Annotated in this window: 25 protein-coding genes; 17 read left to right on the top strand and 8 right to left on the bottom strand. The window is 65.5% G+C overall.

Features of this window, described 5'->3' with window-relative positions; translation table 11 throughout:
* Positions 1–3 precede the first annotated feature (3 nt).
* The 14 genes from AU175_RS09105 to AU175_RS09040 all read left to right on the top strand — a co-directional run bounded on the left by AU175_RS09105 (position 4) and on the right by AU175_RS09040 (position 11,269).
* Complete coding sequence (locus AU175_RS09105) at positions 4–1,008, top strand: LacI family DNA-binding transcriptional regulator (protein ID WP_066287713.1); 1,005 nt, start codon at positions 4–6, stop codon at positions 1,006–1,008.
* 24 nt (positions 1,009–1,032) lie between these two features.
* Entirely contained in the window at positions 1,033–1,470 is a 438-nt protein-coding gene (locus AU175_RS09100) for an SRPBCC family protein (RefSeq protein ID WP_066287710.1), read from the top strand.
* Between the two features lie 59 nt (positions 1,471–1,529).
* Positions 1,530–2,084, top strand: coding sequence for a cysteine hydrolase family protein (locus AU175_RS09095; RefSeq protein ID WP_066290850.1), 555 nt, complete (start codon positions 1,530–1,532; stop codon positions 2,082–2,084).
* A 234-nt stretch (positions 2,085–2,318) separates the two neighbouring features.
* A complete protein-coding gene (locus AU175_RS09090; RefSeq protein ID WP_066287707.1) occupies positions 2,319–2,621 on the top strand; it encodes an urease subunit gamma in 303 nt (100 codons plus the stop codon).
* Between the two features lie 11 nt (positions 2,622–2,632).
* The gene (locus AU175_RS09085) at positions 2,633–2,989 is read left to right on the top strand and encodes an urease subunit beta (RefSeq protein WP_066287705.1); all 357 of its coding nucleotides are present in this window, start codon (positions 2,633–2,635) and stop codon (positions 2,987–2,989) included.
* Entirely contained in the window at positions 2,986–4,761 is a 1,776-nt protein-coding gene (gene ureC, locus AU175_RS09080) for an urease subunit alpha (protein ID WP_066287703.1), read from the top strand. The genes AU175_RS09085 and ureC overlap by 4 nt, the downstream gene beginning before the upstream one ends.
* Positions 4,762–4,801: 40 nt before the next feature.
* Complete coding sequence (gene ureE, locus AU175_RS09075; RefSeq protein ID WP_066287701.1) at positions 4,802–5,287, top strand: urease accessory protein UreE; 486 nt, start codon at positions 4,802–4,804, stop codon at positions 5,285–5,287.
* A 153-nt stretch (positions 5,288–5,440) separates the two neighbouring features.
* Positions 5,441–6,106, top strand: coding sequence for an urease accessory protein UreF (locus tag AU175_RS09070; RefSeq protein WP_066287699.1), 666 nt, complete (start codon positions 5,441–5,443; stop codon positions 6,104–6,106).
* 12 nt (positions 6,107–6,118) lie between these two features.
* The gene (gene ureG / locus AU175_RS09065; RefSeq protein WP_066287697.1) at positions 6,119–6,736 is read left to right on the top strand and encodes an urease accessory protein UreG; all 618 of its coding nucleotides are present in this window, start codon (positions 6,119–6,121) and stop codon (positions 6,734–6,736) included.
* A 206-nt stretch (positions 6,737–6,942) separates the two neighbouring features.
* The gene (locus AU175_RS09060; RefSeq protein ID WP_066290847.1) at positions 6,943–7,773 is read left to right on the top strand and encodes an urease accessory protein UreD; all 831 of its coding nucleotides are present in this window, start codon (positions 6,943–6,945) and stop codon (positions 7,771–7,773) included.
* Positions 7,773–8,807, top strand: a complete 1,035-nt coding sequence (locus tag AU175_RS09055; protein WP_066287695.1) for a HoxN/HupN/NixA family nickel/cobalt transporter — start codon at positions 7,773–7,775, stop codon at positions 8,805–8,807. Before AU175_RS09060 ends, AU175_RS09055 begins: the two co-directional genes overlap by 1 nt.
* Positions 8,808–8,816: 9 nt before the next feature.
* Positions 8,817–9,785 carry a serine hydrolase domain-containing protein gene (locus AU175_RS09050; protein ID WP_066287693.1) on the top strand — a complete coding sequence of 323 codons (969 nt, stop codon included), beginning with the start codon at positions 8,817–8,819 and terminating at the stop codon, positions 9,783–9,785.
* A gap of 84 nt (positions 9,786–9,869) precedes the next feature.
* Positions 9,870–10,229 carry a DUF1801 domain-containing protein gene (locus AU175_RS09045; RefSeq protein WP_066287691.1) on the top strand — a complete coding sequence of 120 codons (360 nt, stop codon included), beginning with the start codon at positions 9,870–9,872 and terminating at the stop codon, positions 10,227–10,229.
* Positions 10,230–10,375: 146 nt separating this feature from the next.
* Positions 10,376–11,269: a serine hydrolase gene (locus AU175_RS09040; protein ID WP_066287689.1), complete on the top strand. Its 894-nt coding sequence runs from the start codon at positions 10,376–10,378 to the stop codon at positions 11,267–11,269.
* Positions 11,270–11,347: 78 nt separating this feature from the next.
* On the opposite strand, the gene AU175_RS09035 is transcribed toward AU175_RS09040, so the two are convergent.
* Together AU175_RS09035 and AU175_RS21290 are read right to left on the bottom strand one after the other, a co-directional pair.
* A complete protein-coding gene (locus AU175_RS09035; protein WP_066287687.1) occupies positions 11,348–11,809 on the bottom strand; it encodes a transferase in 462 nt (153 codons plus the stop codon).
* Positions 11,810–11,854: 45 nt separating this feature from the next.
* Positions 11,855–12,019 carry a MepB family protein gene (locus tag AU175_RS21290; RefSeq protein ID WP_231938504.1) on the bottom strand — a complete coding sequence of 55 codons (165 nt, stop codon included), beginning with the start codon at positions 12,017–12,019 and terminating at the stop codon, positions 11,855–11,857.
* A 205-nt stretch (positions 12,020–12,224) separates the two neighbouring features.
* Here AU175_RS21290 and AU175_RS09030 point away from each other — a divergent pair, with 205 nt between their 5' ends.
* Positions 12,225–12,893 (top strand): GAF and ANTAR domain-containing protein, encoded by a 669-nt coding sequence (locus AU175_RS09030; RefSeq protein ID WP_231938503.1) that lies wholly within the window; start codon positions 12,225–12,227, stop codon positions 12,891–12,893.
* 41 nt (positions 12,894–12,934) lie between these two features.
* Here AU175_RS09030 and AU175_RS09025 read toward each other — a convergent pair whose 3' ends face one another.
* The gene (locus AU175_RS09025; RefSeq protein WP_066287683.1) at positions 12,935–13,804 is read right to left on the bottom strand and encodes a LysR family transcriptional regulator; all 870 of its coding nucleotides are present in this window, start codon (positions 13,802–13,804) and stop codon (positions 12,935–12,937) included.
* An 85-nt stretch (positions 13,805–13,889) separates the two neighbouring features.
* Between AU175_RS09025 and AU175_RS09020 the strand changes: the two genes are divergently transcribed.
* Positions 13,890–14,753, top strand: a complete 864-nt coding sequence (locus AU175_RS09020) for an EamA family transporter (RefSeq protein ID WP_066287680.1) — start codon at positions 13,890–13,892, stop codon at positions 14,751–14,753.
* 69 nt (positions 14,754–14,822) lie between these two features.
* Here AU175_RS09020 and AU175_RS09015 read toward each other — a convergent pair whose 3' ends face one another.
* From AU175_RS09015 to AU175_RS08995, 5 genes are all read right to left on the bottom strand, one after another.
* The gene (locus tag AU175_RS09015; RefSeq protein ID WP_066287677.1) at positions 14,823–15,038 is read right to left on the bottom strand and encodes a transcriptional regulator; all 216 of its coding nucleotides are present in this window, start codon (positions 15,036–15,038) and stop codon (positions 14,823–14,825) included.
* Positions 15,039–15,106: 68 nt separating this feature from the next.
* On the bottom strand, positions 15,107–16,087 hold the full coding sequence (locus AU175_RS09010) for a carbohydrate kinase family protein (protein WP_066287674.1): 981 nt from the start codon (positions 16,085–16,087) through the stop codon (positions 15,107–15,109).
* A gap of 82 nt (positions 16,088–16,169) precedes the next feature.
* Entirely contained in the window at positions 16,170–16,964 is a 795-nt protein-coding gene (locus AU175_RS09005; RefSeq protein ID WP_066287671.1) for an ATP-binding cassette domain-containing protein, read from the bottom strand.
* Entirely contained in the window at positions 16,961–18,007 is a 1,047-nt protein-coding gene (locus AU175_RS09000) for an ABC transporter permease (RefSeq protein ID WP_066287668.1), read from the bottom strand. The genes AU175_RS09005 and AU175_RS09000 overlap by 4 nt, the downstream gene beginning before the upstream one ends.
* A gap of 114 nt (positions 18,008–18,121) precedes the next feature.
* The gene (locus tag AU175_RS08995) at positions 18,122–19,234 is read right to left on the bottom strand and encodes a substrate-binding domain-containing protein (protein WP_066287665.1); all 1,113 of its coding nucleotides are present in this window, start codon (positions 19,232–19,234) and stop codon (positions 18,122–18,124) included.
* A gap of 164 nt (positions 19,235–19,398) precedes the next feature.
* Here AU175_RS08995 and AU175_RS08990 point away from each other — a divergent pair, with 164 nt between their 5' ends.
* Entirely contained in the window at positions 19,399–20,397 is a 999-nt protein-coding gene (locus AU175_RS08990) for a LacI family DNA-binding transcriptional regulator (protein WP_066287662.1), read from the top strand.
* Positions 20,398–20,448 lie beyond the last annotated feature (51 nt).

The following is a 20,448-nucleotide window of genomic DNA, read 5'->3' as shown; positions in this document are numbered from 1 at the left end:
CCGATGGCAGTCACCATGAATGACGTTGCGCGCGCCGCGGGTGTATCACTGAAAACGGTGTCGAATGTGCTCAATGACTACGAGTTCATCCGGCCGGCCACCAAACAGCGTGTCCACGATGCCATCGCGGAGCTGGGGTACGAAGCGAACCTGACGGCGCGGAGCCTTCGTTCCGGGAAAACCCGCATGCTCGGGCTTGTGCTGTCCGATCTCTCCGCGCCGTATTATGCCGAACTGGCATCCCGGCTCATGACCGTGGCATCCCGGCGGGGTTACCGCGTGCTCGTGGAGCAGTCCGGAGCCGCCGCTGAGAGCGAGCTCACCGCATTGCAGGGTCCCTTCCGGCAGCTGACTGACGGTCTGCTGTTCACGCCCCTCGCGATGGAGGCCGACGCCGTTGCCTCCCGCCGCGGCTCCAAGCCTGTGGTGCTGCTCGGGGAACACATCGTGGATCCCCGGTTCGACCTGGTCACCATGAAAAACGAAGAGGCAGCTACGGCGGTCACCGCCCATCTGCTGGCGGCGGGCCGCCGTCGGATCGCTGTGGTGGGCGCCCGCTCGGAGGAGTCCGCAGGCACGTCCGGGTTGCGGCTCAACGGATATCGGAAAGCCCTGGATGACGCCGGAATCACCTTTGACCCGGCCCTGGTGGCACCGGGTGAATGGCGGCGTGACTCCGGTGCTGCCGCCGTCGCGGGCCTGCTGGACAGCGGCATTCCGTTCGATGCTGTGTTTGGCCTGAACGATGCCCTGGCCCTGGGAGCAATGCATGAACTGCTGGTCCGCGGCGTCAAGGTTCCGCAGGATGTTGCTGTTGCAGGTTTTGACGACATCGACGAGGCGCGGTTCGCGTCGCCGTCGCTCACCACCGTATCGCCGGGTATGGATGAGATTGCCGAACGGTCAATCGGGCTGCTGATCGACCGGATCGAAGGGCTGGAGACGGCCGACGATGGCGTGCACGTCGAAGCCGGCTTTATGCTGAAGATCCGCGAATCCGCACCGTAAGGGCGGAACTGCGAAAGGGAGACCATGGTTGATGTCCGGACCGAAGCAGTGATCAACAGGCCGCGTGCGGAGGTAGCCGGCTACGCCGGGGACCCTACCAACGCCCCCGAGTGGTACAGCAACATCAAGTCCGTACGGTGGGAGACGGCGCCCCCGCTGGGAGTGGGTTCCCGGCTGGCCTTCGTGGCCGAGTTCCTGGGGCGCACCCTTGAGTACACCTACGAATTCACGGAGCTGGCCCCTGGATCCTCGCTGACCATGCGCACCGCCCAGGGGCCCTTTCCAATGGAGACCACCTACACCTGGCAGGACGCGGGCCAGGGTGCCACACGTATGGCCCTGCGCAACAGCGGCAGCCCTGCCGGCTTCTCCCGTCTGGCCGGCCTGGTGATGGCGCCCATGATGCGCCGTGCCATGCGCAAGGACCTGGCCAGGCTGAAGGCGCTGCTGGAAGCCCGCTAGGGCTTGTCTTCCCGGGTATCCTTGGCAGCACCGTTTCCAACGCCGAAAGGGTGGTTGACGTGATTGCACTGCTGGTGATCGACGTGCAGAACGCCTACTTCGAGGACCCGGCACTGGCCGTACAGCAGAAAGCCGTGGTGGCTGCCTGCAACAGCCTGCTCGAAGCCTTTGTGTCCCAGGGACACAAGGCCCTCCTCGTTGGCACCGAGCATGAGCGGGACAAATCCACGTGGTCGCTGAACATGCTCGATGACGACCAGGGGTTCATCTTCCGTGGCAGCGACCAGGCTAAATTCGTCCCCGGCTTGGCAATTGACGGCCTCCCGCAGCTGGTGAAGACCCGCGACAGCGCGTTTGTAGGCACGGATCTGCTGTCGCGGCTGCGGAACTGGGACGTGGACGAAGTGGTCCTTGCCGGCGTTTCCACGCACAACTGCATCGCCCAGACAGCGGCAGACGCCTTCGCCCGGAACATCCGCGTCACCTACGCCCAGGAAGCCACGGCGTCGGAGGACACCCGCGCCGCCGCTGATATGCTGCGCATCCTCTCCGCGGAGTATCGTCAGCAGGTGCAGTCAAATGCCGAGATCATTAAGCGGCTCCGATCCCTTTAGAATGTGTCTGGCTCAATCCGCCGCCATCTCACCCTCTTTAGGCTGATCTTTACCTCCAACTCTACTGAGACCGTGCACCCGTGGACCCACCACGGGCCCCGGAAACCTGACGGAAACCTGACCGGCCTACTGTGATCACGAAGACCACCGTGGAGGCCCTGCACCGGAAATGCTGGCAATGCATGACCCTTGGGTCTATAAACGTAGGAGCGCCCAGCAGCCGAAGGGAACCTGATGCACCTGATGCCCCGTGAGCAGGAAAAGCTCATGATTGTGGTGGCCGCCGACCTCGCCCGGCGGCGGCAGGCGCGGGGCCTCAAACTGAACTTCCCCGAAGCCGTGGCCATCATCAGCTACGAACTGATCGAGGGCGCACGGGACGGCCGCACCGTGGCGGACCTCATGAGCTACGGGACCACGCTCCTCACCAGAGAGGACGTCATGGAAGGCGTCCCCGAAATGATCCACGACGTCCAGATCGAAGCCACCTTCCCCGACGGCACAAAGCTTGTCACCGTCCACGATCCGATCCGATAGGGCAGGCGGCCATGATCCCAGGCGAATACATTCTTCGGCCCGAACCGGTGACAGTGAACGCCGGACGGGAGGCGATCGACGTCGTGGTCACCAATACCGGTGACCGCCCCGTGCAGGTGGGGTCGCATTTCCACTTCGCCGAGGCGAACGCGGCCCTCACATTCGACCGGCAGGCCGCGTACGGCCGCAGGCTGGACATCCCCGCCGGTACCGCGGCGCGGTTCGAGCCGGGGGACAGCAAAACCGTGCGGCTGATTGAACTCGCCGGCAGCCGTGAGGTCTTCGGCCTCAGCAACGCCGTAAACGGCGGGCTCGACGCCGGCAATCCAGTCGGCACCCGCCTCGACGGCAAAGAGGGGGCCAAGTGAGCTTCGACCTTCCCCGCCGGCAGTATGCCGACCTCTACGGCCCGACGACGGGAGATGCCATCCGCCTGGCGGACACCGAACTTTTCCTCGAAATCGAGAAGGACCTTACGGCCTACGGCGAGGAAGTGGTGTTCGGCGGCGGCAAAGTGATCCGCGACGGCATGGGCCAGAACGGCCAGATGACCCGGGACGGCGGTCCAGGTGGCGACTTTGGTTCCGGCGGCGGTGTGCCGGACACCGTCATCACCAACGCCGTCATCCTGGACTACACCGGCATCTACAAGGCCGATGTCGCGCTCAAAGACGGCCACATCTTCAAGATCGGCAAGGCCGGTAACCCGCAGATCACCGACGGCGTGGACATCGTCATCGGCGCCAGCACCGAAATCATCGCCGGCGAGCGCAAGATCCTCACTGCAGGGGGAGTGGACAGCCACATCCACTTCATCTCCCCGGACCAGGTGCCCACCGCCCTCACCAGCGGCGTGACCACGATGGTGGGCGGCGGCACCGGACCGGCCGAAGGCACCAAAGCCACCACCGTCACGCCCGGCAAATGGCACATCCAGCGCATGCTGCAGGCCGCCGAGGGGCTGCCCATCAACATCGGGCTGCTCGGCAAGGGCCATGCCTCCGCCGTCGAACCCCTCGCCGAGCAGATCCGCGCCGGCGCCATCGGGCTCAAGGTCCACGAGGACTGGGGCTCCACCACCTCGTCGATCGACACGTCGCTGAAGGTGGCTGACGAATACGACGTCCAGGTGGCCATCCACACCGACACCCTGAATGAGTGCGGGTTTGTGGAGGACACCATCCGTGCCATCGACGGCCGGGTCATCCACACCTTCCACACCGAAGGCGCGGGCGGCGGGCACGCCCCGGACATCATCAGGATCGCCGGGCTGCCCAACGTCCTGCCGGCGTCGACCAACCCCACGCTTCCCTACACCCGGAACACAATCGAAGAGCACCTGGACATGCTCATGGTCTGCCACCATCTCAACCCCGACATCCCCGAGGACGTGGCGTTCGCCGATTCCCGCATCCGCGCCGAGACCATTGCCGCCGAGGACGTCCTGCAGGACCTGGGCATCTTCTCCATCACCTCCTCCGACTCCCAGGCCATGGGCCGCGTGGGCGAGGTAATCACCCGCACCTGGCAGGTGGCCGACAAGATGAAGAAACAGCGCGGCGTGCTTTCAGATCCCGACGGCGGCACACACGGTTCCGCCGCCGGCTTGGGTTCGGAGAGCGACAATTTCCGCATCAAGCGCTACGTGGCGAAGTACACCATCAATCCGGCCATCGCGCAGGGCATGGCCGACTCCATCGGCTCGGTGGAGGAAGGCAAGTTCGCGGACCTGGTCCTCTGGGATCCCGCCTTTTTCGGGGTAAAGCCCGAGCTTGTACTTAAGGGCGGGCAAATCGCCTACGCGCTGATGGGCGACGCCAACGCCTCCATCCCGACCCCGCAGCCACGCACCATGCGCCCCATGTTCGCCGCGTTCGGCAAGGCGGTGCAGCAGTCCTCCATTACGTTCCTGTCCCAGGCGGCCATCGACGCCGGGGTGCCCGGGGAACTGGGCCTGCAGAAGGTCATCCGGCCTGTATCCGGCATCCGCTCGCTGACCAAGGCCGACCTCAAATACAACGATGCGACCCCTGACATCCGGGTGGACCCCGAAACGTACCAAGTCACCGTCGACGGCGAGGACGTCACCTGCGAACCCGCCGAGGTCCTGCCCATGGCACAGCGCTACTTCCTCTTCTAACCCGCCCTGCCACAAACCACTGAGCCACCCGGAGCCTGACGTGATCATCGACAAAGTCCTCGGCAACCTGCACGAGCTGCCCACCGCAGACCTTGCTGCCTACACCGGCCTGCACCGCGAGAAAGTGGTGCTGCCCAGCGCCCAGCTGGTCAAACGCATCCAGCGCGTCACCACGGACCACGGCAAGGAAATCGGCATCCGGCTGCCCTCCGGCTCCGGGGACCTGCGTGACGGCGACATCCTGCACGTCGCCGACACCAACATGATCGTGGTGTCCGTGCTGCCCACCGACGTCCTGGTCATCGCTCCCCGCTCCGTCTACGAAATGGGCGTCGTGGCACACTCGCTCGGCAACCGGCACCTCCAAGCCCAGTTCTTCGACGCTGGCTCCGAGTACGGGGCCGACGTCATGGTGTGCGCCTACGACCACACCGTCGAGGACTACCTCCGCCACGTTGCCGTGCCCTATACCCGCCAGGAACGCGTCATGCCTGTGCCTTTCCGCCATGCTGAACACAGTCACTAGCACCAGTGTCACCTTGGGTGCGGTGGCCGGGTGCGCCTTGAGGGCTTCGGCGGGAGATAGGGGCCGTGCCCGCTTCGCGGTGCCCACCACGCCGCGGCCCCTATCTCCCGCCTCCGCTGACTCGAAAGGTCACCATTCGTCGAGGTTCTCTTTATGACCTACCAACTTGCCTTGCAGCAGCTTGTTGATTCCGCTTTGCCTACCGGGGCGTTTGCTCACTCTCTTGGGTTTGAGACTTATGTCGACGCTGGGGTCGTTGTTGATGAGGGGTCTTTTGGGGCGTGGCTCAGTGTGTTCGTTGGCCAACAACTGACGTATTCCGATGGGTTGGCTGTCCGATTTCTTTATGAGGGGGTGGATGTCGGGGAGTTGGACTCCTTTTTGTCTGCCTCCTTATTGCCTCGGCAGGTTCGGGAGGCGAGCGTCAAGATGGGTGGGCGGCTGCTGGAGATTGGGGCCGAGGTTTTTCCGTCGAAGGACCTCGCACTGTACCGGGACCTGGTGACCAGCGGCCGGGCTGCCGGGCACCAGCCGCTGGCGTTCGCCGTCGTCGCCCGTTCCCTGGGTGTGCCGCTTCAGGAAGCGCTCGCCGCCTACCTTTTCGCCGCCGTAACCTCGCTGACGCAGAACGCGGTCCGCGCCATCCCGCTTGGCCAGAACGCCGGCCAGCGGCTGCTTCGGCACGCGGCCGACGACGTCGCTGCCGCCGTCGAGCGCATTCCGCACCTGACGCCGGACGACTTCGGGGCCGTCAGCCCCGGACTGGAAATTTCCCAGATGCGGCATGAGCGGCAGCGTGCCCGAATGTTCATGAGCTAGCAGGAGGACAAAATGACTGAACCCGTCAAAATCGGCATCGGCGGCCCGGTGGGGGCCGGCAAGACCCAGCTAGTGGAACGGCTCACCCGCCATATGAGCCGCGAAATCTCCATGGCCGCCATCACCAACGACATCTACACCATCGAGGACGCCAAAATCCTGGCCGCCAACGGCATCCTCCCCGAGGACCGGATCATCGGCGTCGAAACCGGCGGCTGTCCGCACACCGCCATCCGCGAAGACACCTCCATGAACACCGCCGCCATTGAGGAGCTCAAAGCCCGGCACCCCGACCTCCAGGTGATCTTCGTCGAATCCGGCGGCGACAACCTCTCCGCCACCTTCAGCCCCGAGCTCGTGGACTTCTCCATCTACATCATCGACGTGGCCCAGGGCGAGAAGATCCCCCGCAAAGCCGGCCAGGGCATGATCAAATCCGACCTCTTCATCATCAACAAAACCGACCTCGCCCCGCACGTCGGCGCCGACCTCTCAGTGATGGAGAAGGACTCCAAAGAATTTCGAGGGGCCAAGCCGTTCTGTTTCACCAACCTGAAAACGGACGAAGGGCTCGACAAAGTCATCGAATGGGTAAGGCGCGATGTCCTGATGCTCGACCTCGCCGGATGAAGACTGTTCCCCTGCTGGCACATGACGGTGACCTGATCGCAGAGGCGGCGAGGCCGGGTTTGGGGGCCGCGGCGTGGTGGGCCTCGTGGGGGGCCCACTGCCGCGAGGGTCCCGACTCGAGCTTGCGAGAGTTGGGAGCGGCTGGGGACGGGCACGGCCCCAAATCCGGCGAAGCCGCCGTACCCAGCCCGGCCACCTCGTCGCCAATGGGGGAGCTCGCCTTGCACATTGGCCAGCGCGGCGGCAGGTCCGTCGCCATTCACCAGTTTCATCAAGGCGCCTTAAGGGTTTTGCGGCCGCACTATCTTGATGACTCTGGGCAGGTTTGTTATGTCGTGGTGAATCCTGGCGGGGCTTACCTTGGGGCGGATCTGTTCCTCGTGGATGTTGCAGTGGGGGATGGGGCCGATTTGTTGCTCACTACGCAGTCGGCGACGAAGATTTACCGGACGCCGGGGTCTTTTGCTGAGCAGCGGATGACTGTGCGGCTGGGGGAAGGGGCGCGGCTGGAGCTGATGCCTGACCAGTTGATCGCCTACCGGCAGGCCAGCTACCGGCAGAACACTTACATCTCGGTGCGGCCGTCGTCGAGCCTGGTCATGGCCGAAGTCGTCACTCCTGGCTGGTCGCCGGACGGGGCGTCCTTTCGATATGAGGAGCTGAGGCTGCGGAATGAAATTCGGGTGGAAACCGACGACGGCGGGCAGCTTCTGGCACTGGACAACCTCCTGATCCGGCCGCCCGCCGGCGACGTCACCGGCCTGGGCCATATGGAGGGTTTCAGCCATCTGGGCTCCCTGGTGGTGGTGGATGCACGGGTTGACCAGTCGCTCGCCGACGATCTTCACTCCGTGACCGCGGACCACGAGGCGCACGCCGGAATTTCGCTGACACGCACCTTGGCCGGAACCACAGGACTGGTGCTGCGCTCGCTGTCCGACAGCACGGGGGAACTGAACCGTCTGCTCGGCGCCTGCACGGCGTTGCTCCGGGAACGCTGGCACGGGCAGGCGCCCCTGGACCTGAGGAAATACTGATGACCGCCCTGACCCAGTTCGCCGTCATGTACCGGGAGCGGGACACACTGCCGGTCCGGACCCGGCTGTATTTCACCTTCGGTGCGGTGGCCGCCCTGCACGTTGCCGCCGTCGTACTTCTGCTCAGCGGAACCGCAGGAGGCGGGCAGCCGCTTGCGTTGGGGCTGGTGCTGACTGCCTATCTCGCCGGGGTCAAGCACAGCTACGACTGGGACCACCTCGCAGCGATCGACAATTCCACCCGGAAGTTCGTGGCCCAGCGGCAGGACCCCGTCAGCGTCGGGTTCGCCTTCAGCCTGGGGCACAGCTCGGTGGTGATCCTGGCCGGTGTCCTGGTGGTCGCCGGGGCCACAATGGTGGGGCAGTTCATGGAGGACGGCTCCGCCGGCAACCTGGTGCTCGGCCTGATCGGGAGCGGGGTCTCCGGGCTGTTCCTGCTGGCGATGGGGATTTTCAACGGCTCCGCGTTCGTCCGGGCGGCCCGGGCCTACCAAGGAGCACGGGCCGGCGCCAGCATCGCCGTCGAGGACCTCGAAGCGAAGGGCCTGGTGGCGCGGCTCCTGGCACGGCCGCTGTCGCGGGTCCGCCGGCCGCGGAACATCTACGTGATCGGGTTCCTGTTCGGCCTTGGCTTTGACACCGCCACCACCATCGGCCTGCTGGTGATGACGACGGCGGCCTCGCTGGCTGGCGTTTCACCCCTCGCCCTTGTCGCGCTGCCCCTCGCTTTCACTGCGGCCATGACACTCTGCGACTCGCTCAACGGGGTGGCGATGATGCGGATGTACCGCGCGGCCCTGGAGGATCCGCGCCGGAAGCTCGGCTTCAACGCCGCTGTGACCGGCCTCTCCGCCCTCTCCGCACTGTTTATCGCCGTCATCACCCTGGGAGGCTTCCTTAACACAGCCTTCGGTCTGCATGACCCCGCGACCAGCTGGCTCGGCGCCATTGACCTCGGCGACGCCGGGCTCCTGCTGATCGCACTCCTCCTCGCGGTATGGGGCGCGGCCAGCCTTCCCCGGCGGTGTAGGTAATCTGGCTGCATGGATCTTGATTCCGATGGGGTGGAACAGCTGGTGGGCGAACTGCGGCGCTCGCATCCGAGGATTGCCGTTGCCACCGTCGTCCGCGGCGACACGGCCACTGCGGGCGGCGGAGTTCCAGCTGGGGCGGACTTCGAAATCGGCTCTGTTTCCAAGGGGATCACCGGGCTGCTGTATGTGGATGCCTGCGACCGCGGCGAAGTCCGGCCTTCCACGGCCCTGGGCGAGTTGCTTCCCCTCGGCAATTGCCCTGCGGCGCGGCTCACCCTCTCGTCCATAAGCACCCACTCGTCAGGCCTGCCACGGCTGCCCAAAACGGACACCTGGAAGCGCAGCTACAACCTGTGGCGCCATGGCCGAAATCCCTATGGCGAAGACCTGGCGGAGCTGTTCGCCCAGGCGCAGACAGTCCGGCTAAAGACACCCCGCCCGAGGTATTCGAACCTCGGGTTCGAACTGCTGGGCCATGCCGTGGCCTCCGCGGCGGGACTGACGTTCAAGGATCTGGTTGCCGCACGCCTGAGCGCTCCGCTGGGACTCACTGCCACGTACGTCCCCACTACGGAAAGCGCCCTGGGCCCGGACGCCCTCACCGGCACCAACCGCAAAGGCCGCAACCAGGATCCCTGGGTTGGCGAAGCGCTGGGCCCGGCAGGTGGCATCCGTTCCACCATCACAGACATGGCCACGCTGGCCGGCGCCCTCCTGGACGGTTCTGCGCCCGGAATCTCCGCGCTCGATCCTGTAGCCAACTTTGCCGGACCGGCGGCACGGATCGGGGCTGCGTGGCTGACCGTGGAAGCCAAAGGAAGGACTGTGACCTGGCACAACGGTGCCACCGGCGGCTTCAGCTCCTGGATGGGCCTGGACCGGGAAGCGGGCACCGCGGCTGTGATGCTCTCAGCCACCACCGGATCGCTGGACCGCCACGGTTTCCGGCTCCTGGCCGAACTTCCGTCAAACCCGTGAGGCACGTTCGTTGTGCCATGACGGCGGGTTCTTAGACTGGGTGGACACCCGACAGGTCACCAGCGCATCCCGGAAGGCCGGATCATGTCCAACCGCAATCCCGAGGTAGACACCTGGCTGGCGAACTATGCCAACCCCCAACGCGCCCTTGTGGCCAAGATCCGTGACTTCGTCATGGACGTCTCGCCGGAGCTGAGTGAAGCAGTGAAGTGGCAGGCGCCCACCTTCATATACAAGGGGAACATCGCCTCGTTCTTCCCCCGGGCGAAGAAGAACGTCACCCTGATGTTCCACCAGGGTGCTTCCATCGATGACCCCTTCGGTCTCCTGGAGGGTGACGGGGACGTAGCCCGGGTGGCCCGCTTCATCGACGACGCCGACTTTGAAGCGAAGAAGCCTGCATTGGAAGCTGTCATCCTGCGCTGGATCCGGGACCACGCCTAGGTCCCCGTGCGCGGGACAACATTCCGGTGATTGGTAGTTGCCGCCGTCCGGCCGCCGGGCGTGATTTAATCAGCGCACTGAATGTTGTGCAGGGCTGGGGCCTTCCGATGATGTTCGACCGTGCAACCGGTCAGACAGGAGCCCCAGTGAGCCCGGATGTACCCGTACGCGCCGCCGGACGACACTTCCGCGCCGGCCGCGGGCCGTTGCGCACGGTCCTTTCCCTTGCGGCGGCCATGATGGTTGTACTCGTTGCCGTCACCGTGTCCGTCGTCCGCTCTGAACGCGTCACTGGAACCGGCAATCCCGCCCTCTCCGGGACCGGGCCACTTGGAGTCATGGCCGGCGTGGGTGCAGGCAGCGAGGGCATTGAGGGGGTCCTTCGCCGAGCATCCGGCTACCGCGTTGGCGTCGCCGTCGCGGACACGGCGGGCGGCGCGGTCCGCACCTTCGGCGATGAAGCGGCTTTTGCGGCTGCCAGCACAGCCAAGCTCATCACTGCCGCGGCCTATTTCCAGCGTGTGGAGGCAGGTGAAGCGCGCCTCGATGAGGCGCTGGGAAACTACACCGCCGCATTCCAGCTCAAGGCCATGATCACCAACAGCAACAACGACTCCTGGCTTTTGTTGATGGACAGGCTCGGCTATCGGCGGCTGAGCCAGTATGCTGCCTCAATTGGCGTGACCTATGATCCGGAAGATAACCGGCTGACTCCCGGTGAAATGGCCCTGGTCCTGACAAAGTTGTACTCGGGTGACCTGCTCAACCCGAGCAACACGGCGCAACTGCTGGGGTACATGCAGGACACCAACAACGAGGCGCTGATCCCAGCCGCCTCAGGCCGCAGCATCACCGTCTATCACAAGTACGGCCAGCTCGGCGGGGTACTCCATGATGCTGCCCTTCTGGAACACCGCGGGTCGACGTATGCGCTCGTTATTTTTACGGAAGGCGCGGATGAAAGAGGCGAGGCCGAGCGCAGTCAAACGATCCGCGACCTGACCCGCGCGGTAGTGGATGCACTCTTTCCAGCGGCCTGACCCGCGGAGCGCGGCAATGGGGCCCTTGGGCGGAAAGGTGCCGACGACGGCGCCGCGGGCCACTGCCCGAAACCCGGCTTAAGCCGCCTGCCGGTTCTGGGGCTTCCGCGGCCGCGGCTGGGTGCGCTTTGCAGGCGCTGCGCGGGGCCTGCGCCGTGGCTCGGCGGCGATGCGGCCGCCGTCGGGAATCGTGCTGTCGGCATTCACACTGGTGCCGTGCTCGATGACCACACCGGCGCCGATGCGTGAGTGGCTGCCGATGTGGACACGGTTGCCTATGACCGTTCCGTGGCCTACCCGCACGCCGTCGCCGATGACAGTGCGTTCGCCCACCTGCGCCTGGCGGTCGATCCAGCTGCCGTGGCCTACCCGTGAGCCGGAACCGATCCGCGCTCCCGGCTCGACGTAGGTCATGGGTCCCAGACGCGCACTTTCAGCGACGTAGGCACCCGGCCCAACAAAGCCCCCTCCGTTGGCGTGCCGCCGATACCGGATGACCCTGCCGGCTTCGTCCTCCACTGCTTCAATCTGCCTGCTCATTCCGTCCTTCTCCAGGGCTCGGGGATGTTTCTCCCGTGCATATGGTTAACGGTGGAGTAACCCGGTGGATTCCCGAGGAAGGGGGGCGGGCCAGGGCGGGTAGACACGCATGGCGCGCTTTCCACCCACAAAGTCCCTGGACACAACACCCCGTGCGATCAGTGCTTCCCGGGGAAAGACGAATGCCCAAGCCCTCTTCGCCGCTGACACCGAGCGCAATCAGCTATTCCGCACAATCCACGCCAGGAGTAAGCTTCAATGACCGCGGGGGCGGCAGCCGGCCGATAGCGTTGAGGCCGGTTTTTGGCTTGCGTTATGTTCAGGGGGGACATTGGTAGCCGCAAAGGTCTCAAACGACGAAGTTTTCACCGATGTTGCACTGCACCTTCAGGACCTTGTATTGGGAAACCCGTGCATGGAGAAAGTGCTGGGGGATTTGGCCGCATATGCGGCCGGGCGGCTCAGCACCCGGGACGATCAGGTATCCTGCGGCATTTCGCTGGTGCGGAGCAGAAAGTCCAGCACCGTAGCCGGCAGCGATGCACTCGCACGCCGCGTGGTCCGCGCGGAGGACGCTTGCGGGCAGGGTCCGGGCATCGCGGCACGCGACTGCAAGGCCATAGCGCTCGTCCTGGACCTGCGGCTGGAGGAACGCTGGCCCCAATTCAACCGGGCGGTGGCCGGAAGCGGTTTCCTGTCGGCGCTGTGCATCCCGTTGGTCCTGGAGAGTCCCAACAAGGCAGTGCTGAACCTGTACAGTCCTTTGCCCAACGCATTCGACGGAAGGCGTATCGACAGGGCGGCTGCCTTTGCCGAACAGGCATCCAAGGGCCTTCGGCTGGTGCTGAAGATGGCGCGGCTGGAGGACACCCGCGATGAACTGAAGGCCGCGATGGAGTCCAGGACGGTCATCGACCTGGCCACCGGCGCGATCATGGCCAGGAACAAGTGCAGCCAGCCCGCTGCGTTCAAGGTCCTCCTGCGCGCCTCCAACACCCGCAACATCAAGCTCCACGATGTGGCGTCCGAGGTGGTGGCGGCCTTGTCCGGTACCGCTGGAGCCGTCACACACTTCGACGAATAGCTGCCCGGCCCGCATGCCGCCAAGGGTCTTGGCCCATTCCGTCAGTCGGAGGGCCCTGCGCCGTACAGTGCCGCCAACAGGTCGATGACTCTTTGCCGCTCCCGCGGGGGTTCCGCCCTGGACCAGGCCAGGAGGACAGCAACCGGCGGCGCATCGCGCACTGGCCGGTAGACCACTCCGCGGCGCCGGTACTGGTGTGCCGTAGAGGCCGCGGTGATGCCGCGCGCCCTGCCGCTGCCGATCAGCGTCAGCCAGTCGTCGACGTCGCGGATGGGGACGAACTTTTCCGGCTGGCTGCCCGGGGGCCACAGGTCCTTAGTGGTGCTCCCGGTCCGGGTGTCCAGCGCCAGAGCGGATTGCCCCACCTGACCCAGGGTCACCGACCGCCTGCCGGCAAGCGGGTCGTCCGAACTCATGGCACAGTAGCGCTTTTCCTCGCCTACCAACGCGCAGTCGATGCCGGCGGCGGCGTCCGGCGTACGGCGCAGGATGGCGAGGTCGGCGGTGCCCTCGTTGAGTCCCGCCGTCGGCGTGTTGTTCCGCACGAGCTCCAGTTCCGTGTCCGGGAATGCTGCCGCCCATCGGCGCTGGAAGTCCGTGGTGTGCTCGCCCAGGGCGGACCACGCGTAGCCGACGCGCACGGTCCCCGCCTGTGAACCTGCTTCGCGGACCAGTTCGTCCAGGGCGCCGAGCGCGCGGCGGAGATGGACCATAGCCCGTTCCCCAGCCTCGGTCAGCGCAACGCTCCGGGTGGTCCGGTGCACCAGGCGGACGCCCAGTGTGCGCTCCAGAGCTGCGATGTTGCGCGACACGGCGGCCTGCGATATTCCCAGGTCAATGGCGGCATCCGTGAAAGTGCCCGCCTCCAGCAGGGCCGCGAGGCATCGGAGCTGACGCAACTCTAAATCCATGCGGCCAGTCTATTCATGCGCCGGGCGTATAAGTATCCCAGCGAATGCATTGGGCGGATTCGCAACATCGAAGCACACTGCGTACATGACAGACGGAGATTCGCCCAAGGTGGCGGGCAAGGCCGGCGCGGCTACCCTCGTGGCCAGTGCCTTGTCCAATCAGTTGGGCGCGGCCAGCGGCTCACTCGCCTTTCCGGTCATGGGGCCCGTGGGCGTGGTGGCGGTGCGCCAGCTTGTTGCCGCCGCGGTGCTGCTTCCCCTCGTCAGGCCGCGGCTGGGGGCCCTTACCCGGCAGCAGTGGTGGCCGGTGCTGCTCCTGGCAGTGGTCTTCGGGACCATGAACCTGTCCTTGTACTCGGCCATCCAGCGCGTGGGGCTGGGGTTGGCCGTCACGCTCGAATTCCTCGGGCCCCTCGCCGTGGCGCTGCTCAGCAGCCGGAACAGGTCCGGCGCAGTCTGCGCAGTCCTCGCCGGGGCGGGCGTTGTGGCAATCACCCAGCCAGAACCCTCGACCGACTACTTCGGAATTGCCCTGGGCCTTATCGCGGCCTGCAGTTGGGCGGCCTACATCCTCCTCAACCGCACGGTGGGCCGGCGGATCCCTGGAGTGCAGGGCACTGCCGCTGCCACTGGCGTCTCCGCGCTGTTGTTCCTGCCCGTGGCGGCGGTGATTTTTGTGGCCCGGCCGCCGGAGCCCTTCGCTGTTATCTGCGCCGTCGGCGCCGGGGTGCTCGCCTCGGTGGTGCCCTACCTTGCCGACCTGGTTGCCTTGCGCCGGGTCCCGGCCAATGTCTTTGGCGTCCTGATGAGTATCAACCCCGTCTTCGCAGCCCTGATTGGTGCGCTCGCGCTCCGGGAGGACCTGGGGGCGCCGCAGTGGTGCGGGATTGGACTGATAGTGATGGCCAACGCGGGCGCGCTCCTGTTCCGCGGACGTGGCAACGGCTGATCCGGCCACCCTGAATCTGTGATGGCCGGGGGCTGCCGCCCCCAGATCCGCCAACGCCCTTCAGGGCAACTACTGCTTACCGTATTTGCGGTGGACCGCCTGCTTGCTCACGCCCAAGCACAACGCGATGGCCTCCCAGGAAAGTCCTGCCTGCCGTGCCTTGCGGACCAGGGAAGCTTCTGCCCTCCCCACTTCCTTCTGCAGTTCGGCGACCGCATACAGTCCTTCCGCGGGTCCCTTTCCGTCCATCGACGCAACGAGTGTCTTCATCCGCTCCACCTCCATTCGTCAACATTAGTTGACGAATGGAGGTGCGTCAACATTAGTTGACGAACTGTCTACTGACCGGTCCCTCAAACGACGGCGGCGGCCGGCGCCGTCGCATCTTCGCTCGCCTCCGCCTTGTCCACCGCGGCCTCCGGCAGGTCAGCCACCAGCTCCGCGGCCGTGGGCGGGTTCGCGCCCGGCCGACGCACGGTGATGGCTGCCGCCTTAGACGCCGTCTGCCCGATATTGGCCAGGACGTCCCGTCCCAGGCCGTCAGTGGGGCGGGACAACAGACCATAAATCAGGGCCGCCATGTAGGAGTCGCCCGCGCCGATGGTGTCCGCCACCGTGGACCGGATGGCGGGGATGAAAAGCTGGGTGGCCGGCGTCGCCAACAACGAACCTTCCCCGCCGCGGGTAACCACCGCCAGCCCGGCGCCCAGCCGCAGGATCCGTTCGGCGGCTGCCTCCAGCGTGACTCCCGGGTACAGCCAGGCTGCGTCCTCGTCGCTGAGCTTGACCACATCAGTCAGCGGAATGAGGTCCTCGAAGATGTTGCGGGCCTCGGCCTGGCTGCCCAGCAGGGCGGGCCTGATGTTTGGATCGTAGGTGACCATGCACTCCCGGTGGGACTGTTCCAGCAGGGCCCGCACCGCCGTCGCGCCCGGTGCCAGGAACGTGGCGATGGATCCGGTGTGGAGCACCTTGGGCAGGTGGGCGGGGGCCACTGCCGGGAGTTCCCAGCTGATGTCGAAGTCGTAGTCTGCTGAGCCGTCCGCATTGAGGGTTGCCGTGGCGGAGGCCGTGCGCGCTGCGTTCCGGGAGCCGGGCAGGAGTTCGACGCCGGCACTTCGCAGATGCGCCTCGATCGCCTCGCCGCGGGCGTCCGGGCCCAGCGACGTCAGCAGGGCGGTGGCGATGTCGAGGCGTCCCAGGCCGTAGGCCACGTTCATTGGTGAGCCGCCCGGATGTTCAATTGGGCCATTGGGGGAGGCTACAACGTCAACGAGTGCTTCGCCGATGACGATGACGTCGGGGGATTTGCTGTGCACGGGAGCGCCTTTCATGGGGCCGTCCGCGGGCCTGGTGCAGGCCCGCGGACGGAGTTGGTGATCATCGGGTTGGGGATGGATCTTCGGTGATGCAGGGTCAGGCGGTGGCGGCGCCGGTCATGATCGCCACCGCATCGGTCATGGTGTGGGACTTCGGCGTGATGGTTGCCGCGCACTTGCCCAGGCGTTGGATGTGGATCCGGTCCGCTACGTCGAACACGTGCGGCATGTTGTGGCTGACCAGGATGACGGGCAGTCCCCTGTCGCGGAGGTCCCTGACCAGCTGCAGGACCTGGTTGGACTCCCTGACGCCGAGCGCCGCCGTCGGCTCATCCAGCACAACCACTTTGGAGCCGAAAGCCGCGGCGCGGGCCACCGCCACCGCCTGGCGCTGCCCGCCGGAGAGGTTCTCCACCGGCACCGTGACGTCCTGGAGCGTGGAGATGCCGAGCCGCGTCAGCTCTTCCTTGGCTTTGCGGCGCATGCCCTTGGTATCCAGGACGCGGAAGATGCTGCCGAGCGGTCCGGGCACGCGTTCCTCCCGGCCGAGGAACAGGTTGGAGGCAACATCGAGCGCCGGTGAGACGGCGAGGTTCTGGTAAACGGTTTCGATGCCGTGGGCCCGGGCGTCCTGCGGGCGCTTGAAGTGGACGGGCTGCCCGGACACCGTCAGTTCACCCGAGTCCGGGATTTCGGCGCCGGTCAGGCACTTGATCAGGGTGGATTTGCCCGCTCCATTGTCGCCGATGATTGCCAGGACCTCGCCGGGGTAGAGGTCCAGGCTGACGCCGTCGAGCCCCACCACCCGGCCGAAGGTCTTCACGAGGTTCCTGGCTTGCAGGATTGGCTGGCGGACGTCCGTGCCGGTGGACTCCAGTTGGGAGGCGGTCATGATTTCACCTTTCGGATCCACTGGTCCACGGACACAGCGATGATGATGAGGACGCCGACGGCGAGGGTCTGGTAGAGCACATCGAGGCCTGCGAGGGAGAGCCCGTTGCGGAACACGCCCACGATCAGTGCGCCCAGCAGGGTCCCCCAGACGGAGCCGCGTCCGCCGAAGAGGCTGGTTCCGCCGATGACGACGGCGGTGATGGAGTCCAGGTTCAGGTCCAACCCGGCGTTGGGGCTGGCTGCGTTGGTGCGGCCGATCTGGATCCAGGCGCCGATTGCCAGGACTGCGCCGGCGGCGAGGTAGACGCTCATGAGGACTTTGTTCACGGCGATACCGGCGAGGCGGGCGGCTTCCTTGTCATCGCCTACGGCGTAGACATGGCGTCCCCAGGCGGTTTTGCCGAGGATGAACGCGATGGCGATGTAGAGCAGGAGCATCACGACGACTCCCGTGGAGATCCTGACCGGACCCACCGGGAATGTTGTTCCGGTCCAGGTGAGCAAGTCCGGCATGGCGGAGCCGCGCACTGTAGCACCGTTGGAGTAGAGCAGCGTCAGGGCGATGAAGATGTTCAGCGTGCCCAGTGTGACGATGAAGGGTGGGAGCCGGAACCTGGTGACAAGGAAGCCGTTGAGGGCTCCGGCGGCGAGCCCCATGATCATGCCTGCAAGCAGTGCAACAGGCCCGGGGAGTCCCTCGTTGACGGCGAGCTGGGCCACGACCATGGATGAAAGGATCATGACGGCACCAACGGAGAGGTCGATGCCTGCCGTGAGGATGATGAGTGTCTGGGCAATGGCGAGGATGCCGACGACGGAGACCTGCTGGGTGATCAGGGAGAGGTTTTCGACCCGCAGGAACCTTTCATTGAGCAGGCCGAACACGACCACCGCGATGAGAAGCACGAGGGCTGGGCTCAGGGCGGGGTAACGGTGCAGGGTGTTGCGTATCCGGCTGAGGGGCGTCTGGCGGTCGAGGAATTCCTCCGCCAGGTCGGCATGCCCGGCGCTGGGCGGGCCGGCGGTCTGTTGCTGGGTCATGATGAGTCCTGATCTTCGGTGGGTGGTTGCCGGGGCGGATCTGGTCCGGTGGAAGAAGTGCGGGGAGGCCGATAGCGTGATCCGGTCTCCCCGCCCTGCAGTGGAACTGTGTGGCTACTTGCCCCAGCAGATCTCGGAGGCCGCGGCGGTGGTGATGCTCTTGACGCCGTCGGCCGGCTTGTCGGTCACCAGCTCAACGCCAGTGTTGAAGAAGTCCAGGCCCTCGGAGTTGGCGGGCTTGTTGCCGGTCTTGGCGAGGTCAACAATGGCCTTCACACCCAGTTCGGCCATCTTCACGGGGTACTGCTGGGCGGTGGCGCCGATGACGCCGGACTTGACGTTGTTCACGCCCGTGCAACCGCCATCCACGGAGACCACCAGCACGTCCTTTTCCTTGCCGGCGGACTTCAGGGCCTCGAAAGCGCCTGCCGCGGCAGGTTCATTGATGGTGTAGACAACGTTGATGTTCGGGTTCTTGGACAGGAGGGTTTCCATGGCGGTGCGCCCGCCGTCCTCGGCACCCTGGGAGGCCTGGTTGCCGACAATCTCGTAGTCCCCGCCCTTGCCGCCGGTGTACTTCCCGCTCTTGGCTTCGTCGCCGTTCTTCTTGGCGTCCGCAGTGTCGATGCCCATGCCCGTGAGGAAGCCCTGGTCGCGGTTGTAGTCCACGGAGACAACCTTGTCGTCAAACAGGTCAAGCAGTGCGATGGTGGCTTTCTTGCCGTCCAGTTGGGCGGCGGTCCATTTGCCGATGAGTTCTCCGGCAGAGAAGTTGTCGGTGGCGAAGGTGATGTCTGCGGCCTCCGCGGGGTCCGGCGGGGTATCAAGGGCAATGACAAAGAGCCCGGCGTCCTTGGCCTTCTTCAGGGCATCAACCACGGACGGGCCGTTCGGGGTGATCAGGATTCCCTTGTCGCCCTTGGAGATGGCGTTTTCGATGGCTTGGATCTGCGTGTCCTCATCACCGTCGGCCTTGCCGGCGGCAAGCTTCAGGTCTACGCCGTCTGCTTCGGCCGCCTTCTTGGCGCCTTCCTGCATGGAAACGAAGAAAGGGTTGGTGGTGGTCTTGACGATGAGGGAGACTCCCACCTTCTCATCGGAGGCATTGCCTGCGTTGGCGGAGGGACCCCCGCCGCAAGCGGTGAGGCTCAGGGTGCCGAGGGTCAGGACGGCGCCCGCGGCAACCAGGCGGCGGGCGATGGCGCGCGGGGTCTTGGAAGTCAACATTGAATCTCCTGTGTTCGTGGCACGTCCCGTGCCTGACAACGATGTCAGGCATCATGTAATCAGCGTCACACGCTATAGTCAAGGTAAATTCGATGATGAAGGACGAAGTCATGACAACGATGTCTAATCGTTACCAAGCAGCCCCGGCAAAGGACCGGCCAACGATGCGCCATGTCGCTGCGCTGGCGGGCGTGGGCATTAAGACCGTTTCCCGGGTGATGAACGACGAGCCGGGTGTTTCAGAGGCCACCCGGCAACGGGTCTTGGGCGCGTCCCAGCAGCTCAACTACCAGCTGGACATGGCCGCCGGAAGTCTCCGGCGCGCGGGGCGGCAGACCCTGTCGATCGGGCTCCTGCTTCCCAGCGTGGCCAACCCGTTCAGCAGCGAGATCCATCGCGCGCTCGAAGACGCCTTGGCTGCCCGCGGGATTGCCGTCTTCGCAGCAAGCCTCGATGATGACCCGGAACGGGAAAAGTCGCTTGTGGCCGCTTTCCTTGGCCGGCGCGTGGATGGCCTGGTCCTCACGCCGATTGCCAAAAGCCAGGCGTACGTCATCCCGGAGCATTCCCGGGACCTGCCCATGGTGTTTATTGACCGCGAACCCGTGGGAATCGAAGCAGACGCCGTGGTGACGGACAACGCCGTCGGAGCTGCCCGGGCGGCGACCCACCTGATGGCTCACGGACACACCAAACTTGCCTATTTGGGTGACCGCACGGATATCCAAACAGCCCGGGAACGGCGGCGCGGCTTCCTTGAGGAGCTGGGCAGGGCGGGCATCCCGACATCGTCCGTTCCGGTCCGCGAAGGTCTTCATAACGAGGAGTTGGCCCGGCAGGCAGCGCTCGAACTGATGAATGCAGAGAACCCGCCCACGGCGATTTTCTCCAGCCAGAACCTGATCACCTTTGGTGCCATGCGGGCGCTCAAGGAGCTCGGAGCGAGCCGGGGCACTGCACTGGTGGGGTTCGACGACTTCACGCTTGCGGACATGATGGACCCCGGCATCACTGTCATCGCACAACACCCCGACAGGATCGGGAAGCTGGCAGCTGAGCGGCTGCTTGCCAGGATCGACGGCGACGACCAGCCGGCGCAGACGTACATAGTCCCCTCCGAACTCATCCAGCGCGGCTCCGGCGAACTCCCGCCGGCCGCCTGAACGCGGCAGCCCCGGATCCGCAACAGCTCCCACCCCCACAGCGCCAGTCCA

The organism is Arthrobacter sp. B6 (genome assembly GCF_001663775.1).
Classification (GTDB): domain Bacteria; phylum Actinomycetota; class Actinomycetes; order Actinomycetales; family Micrococcaceae; genus Arthrobacter.
Note: the sequence above shows the minus strand (reverse complement) of the source record. Positions and strands in the feature narration are given on the sequence as shown.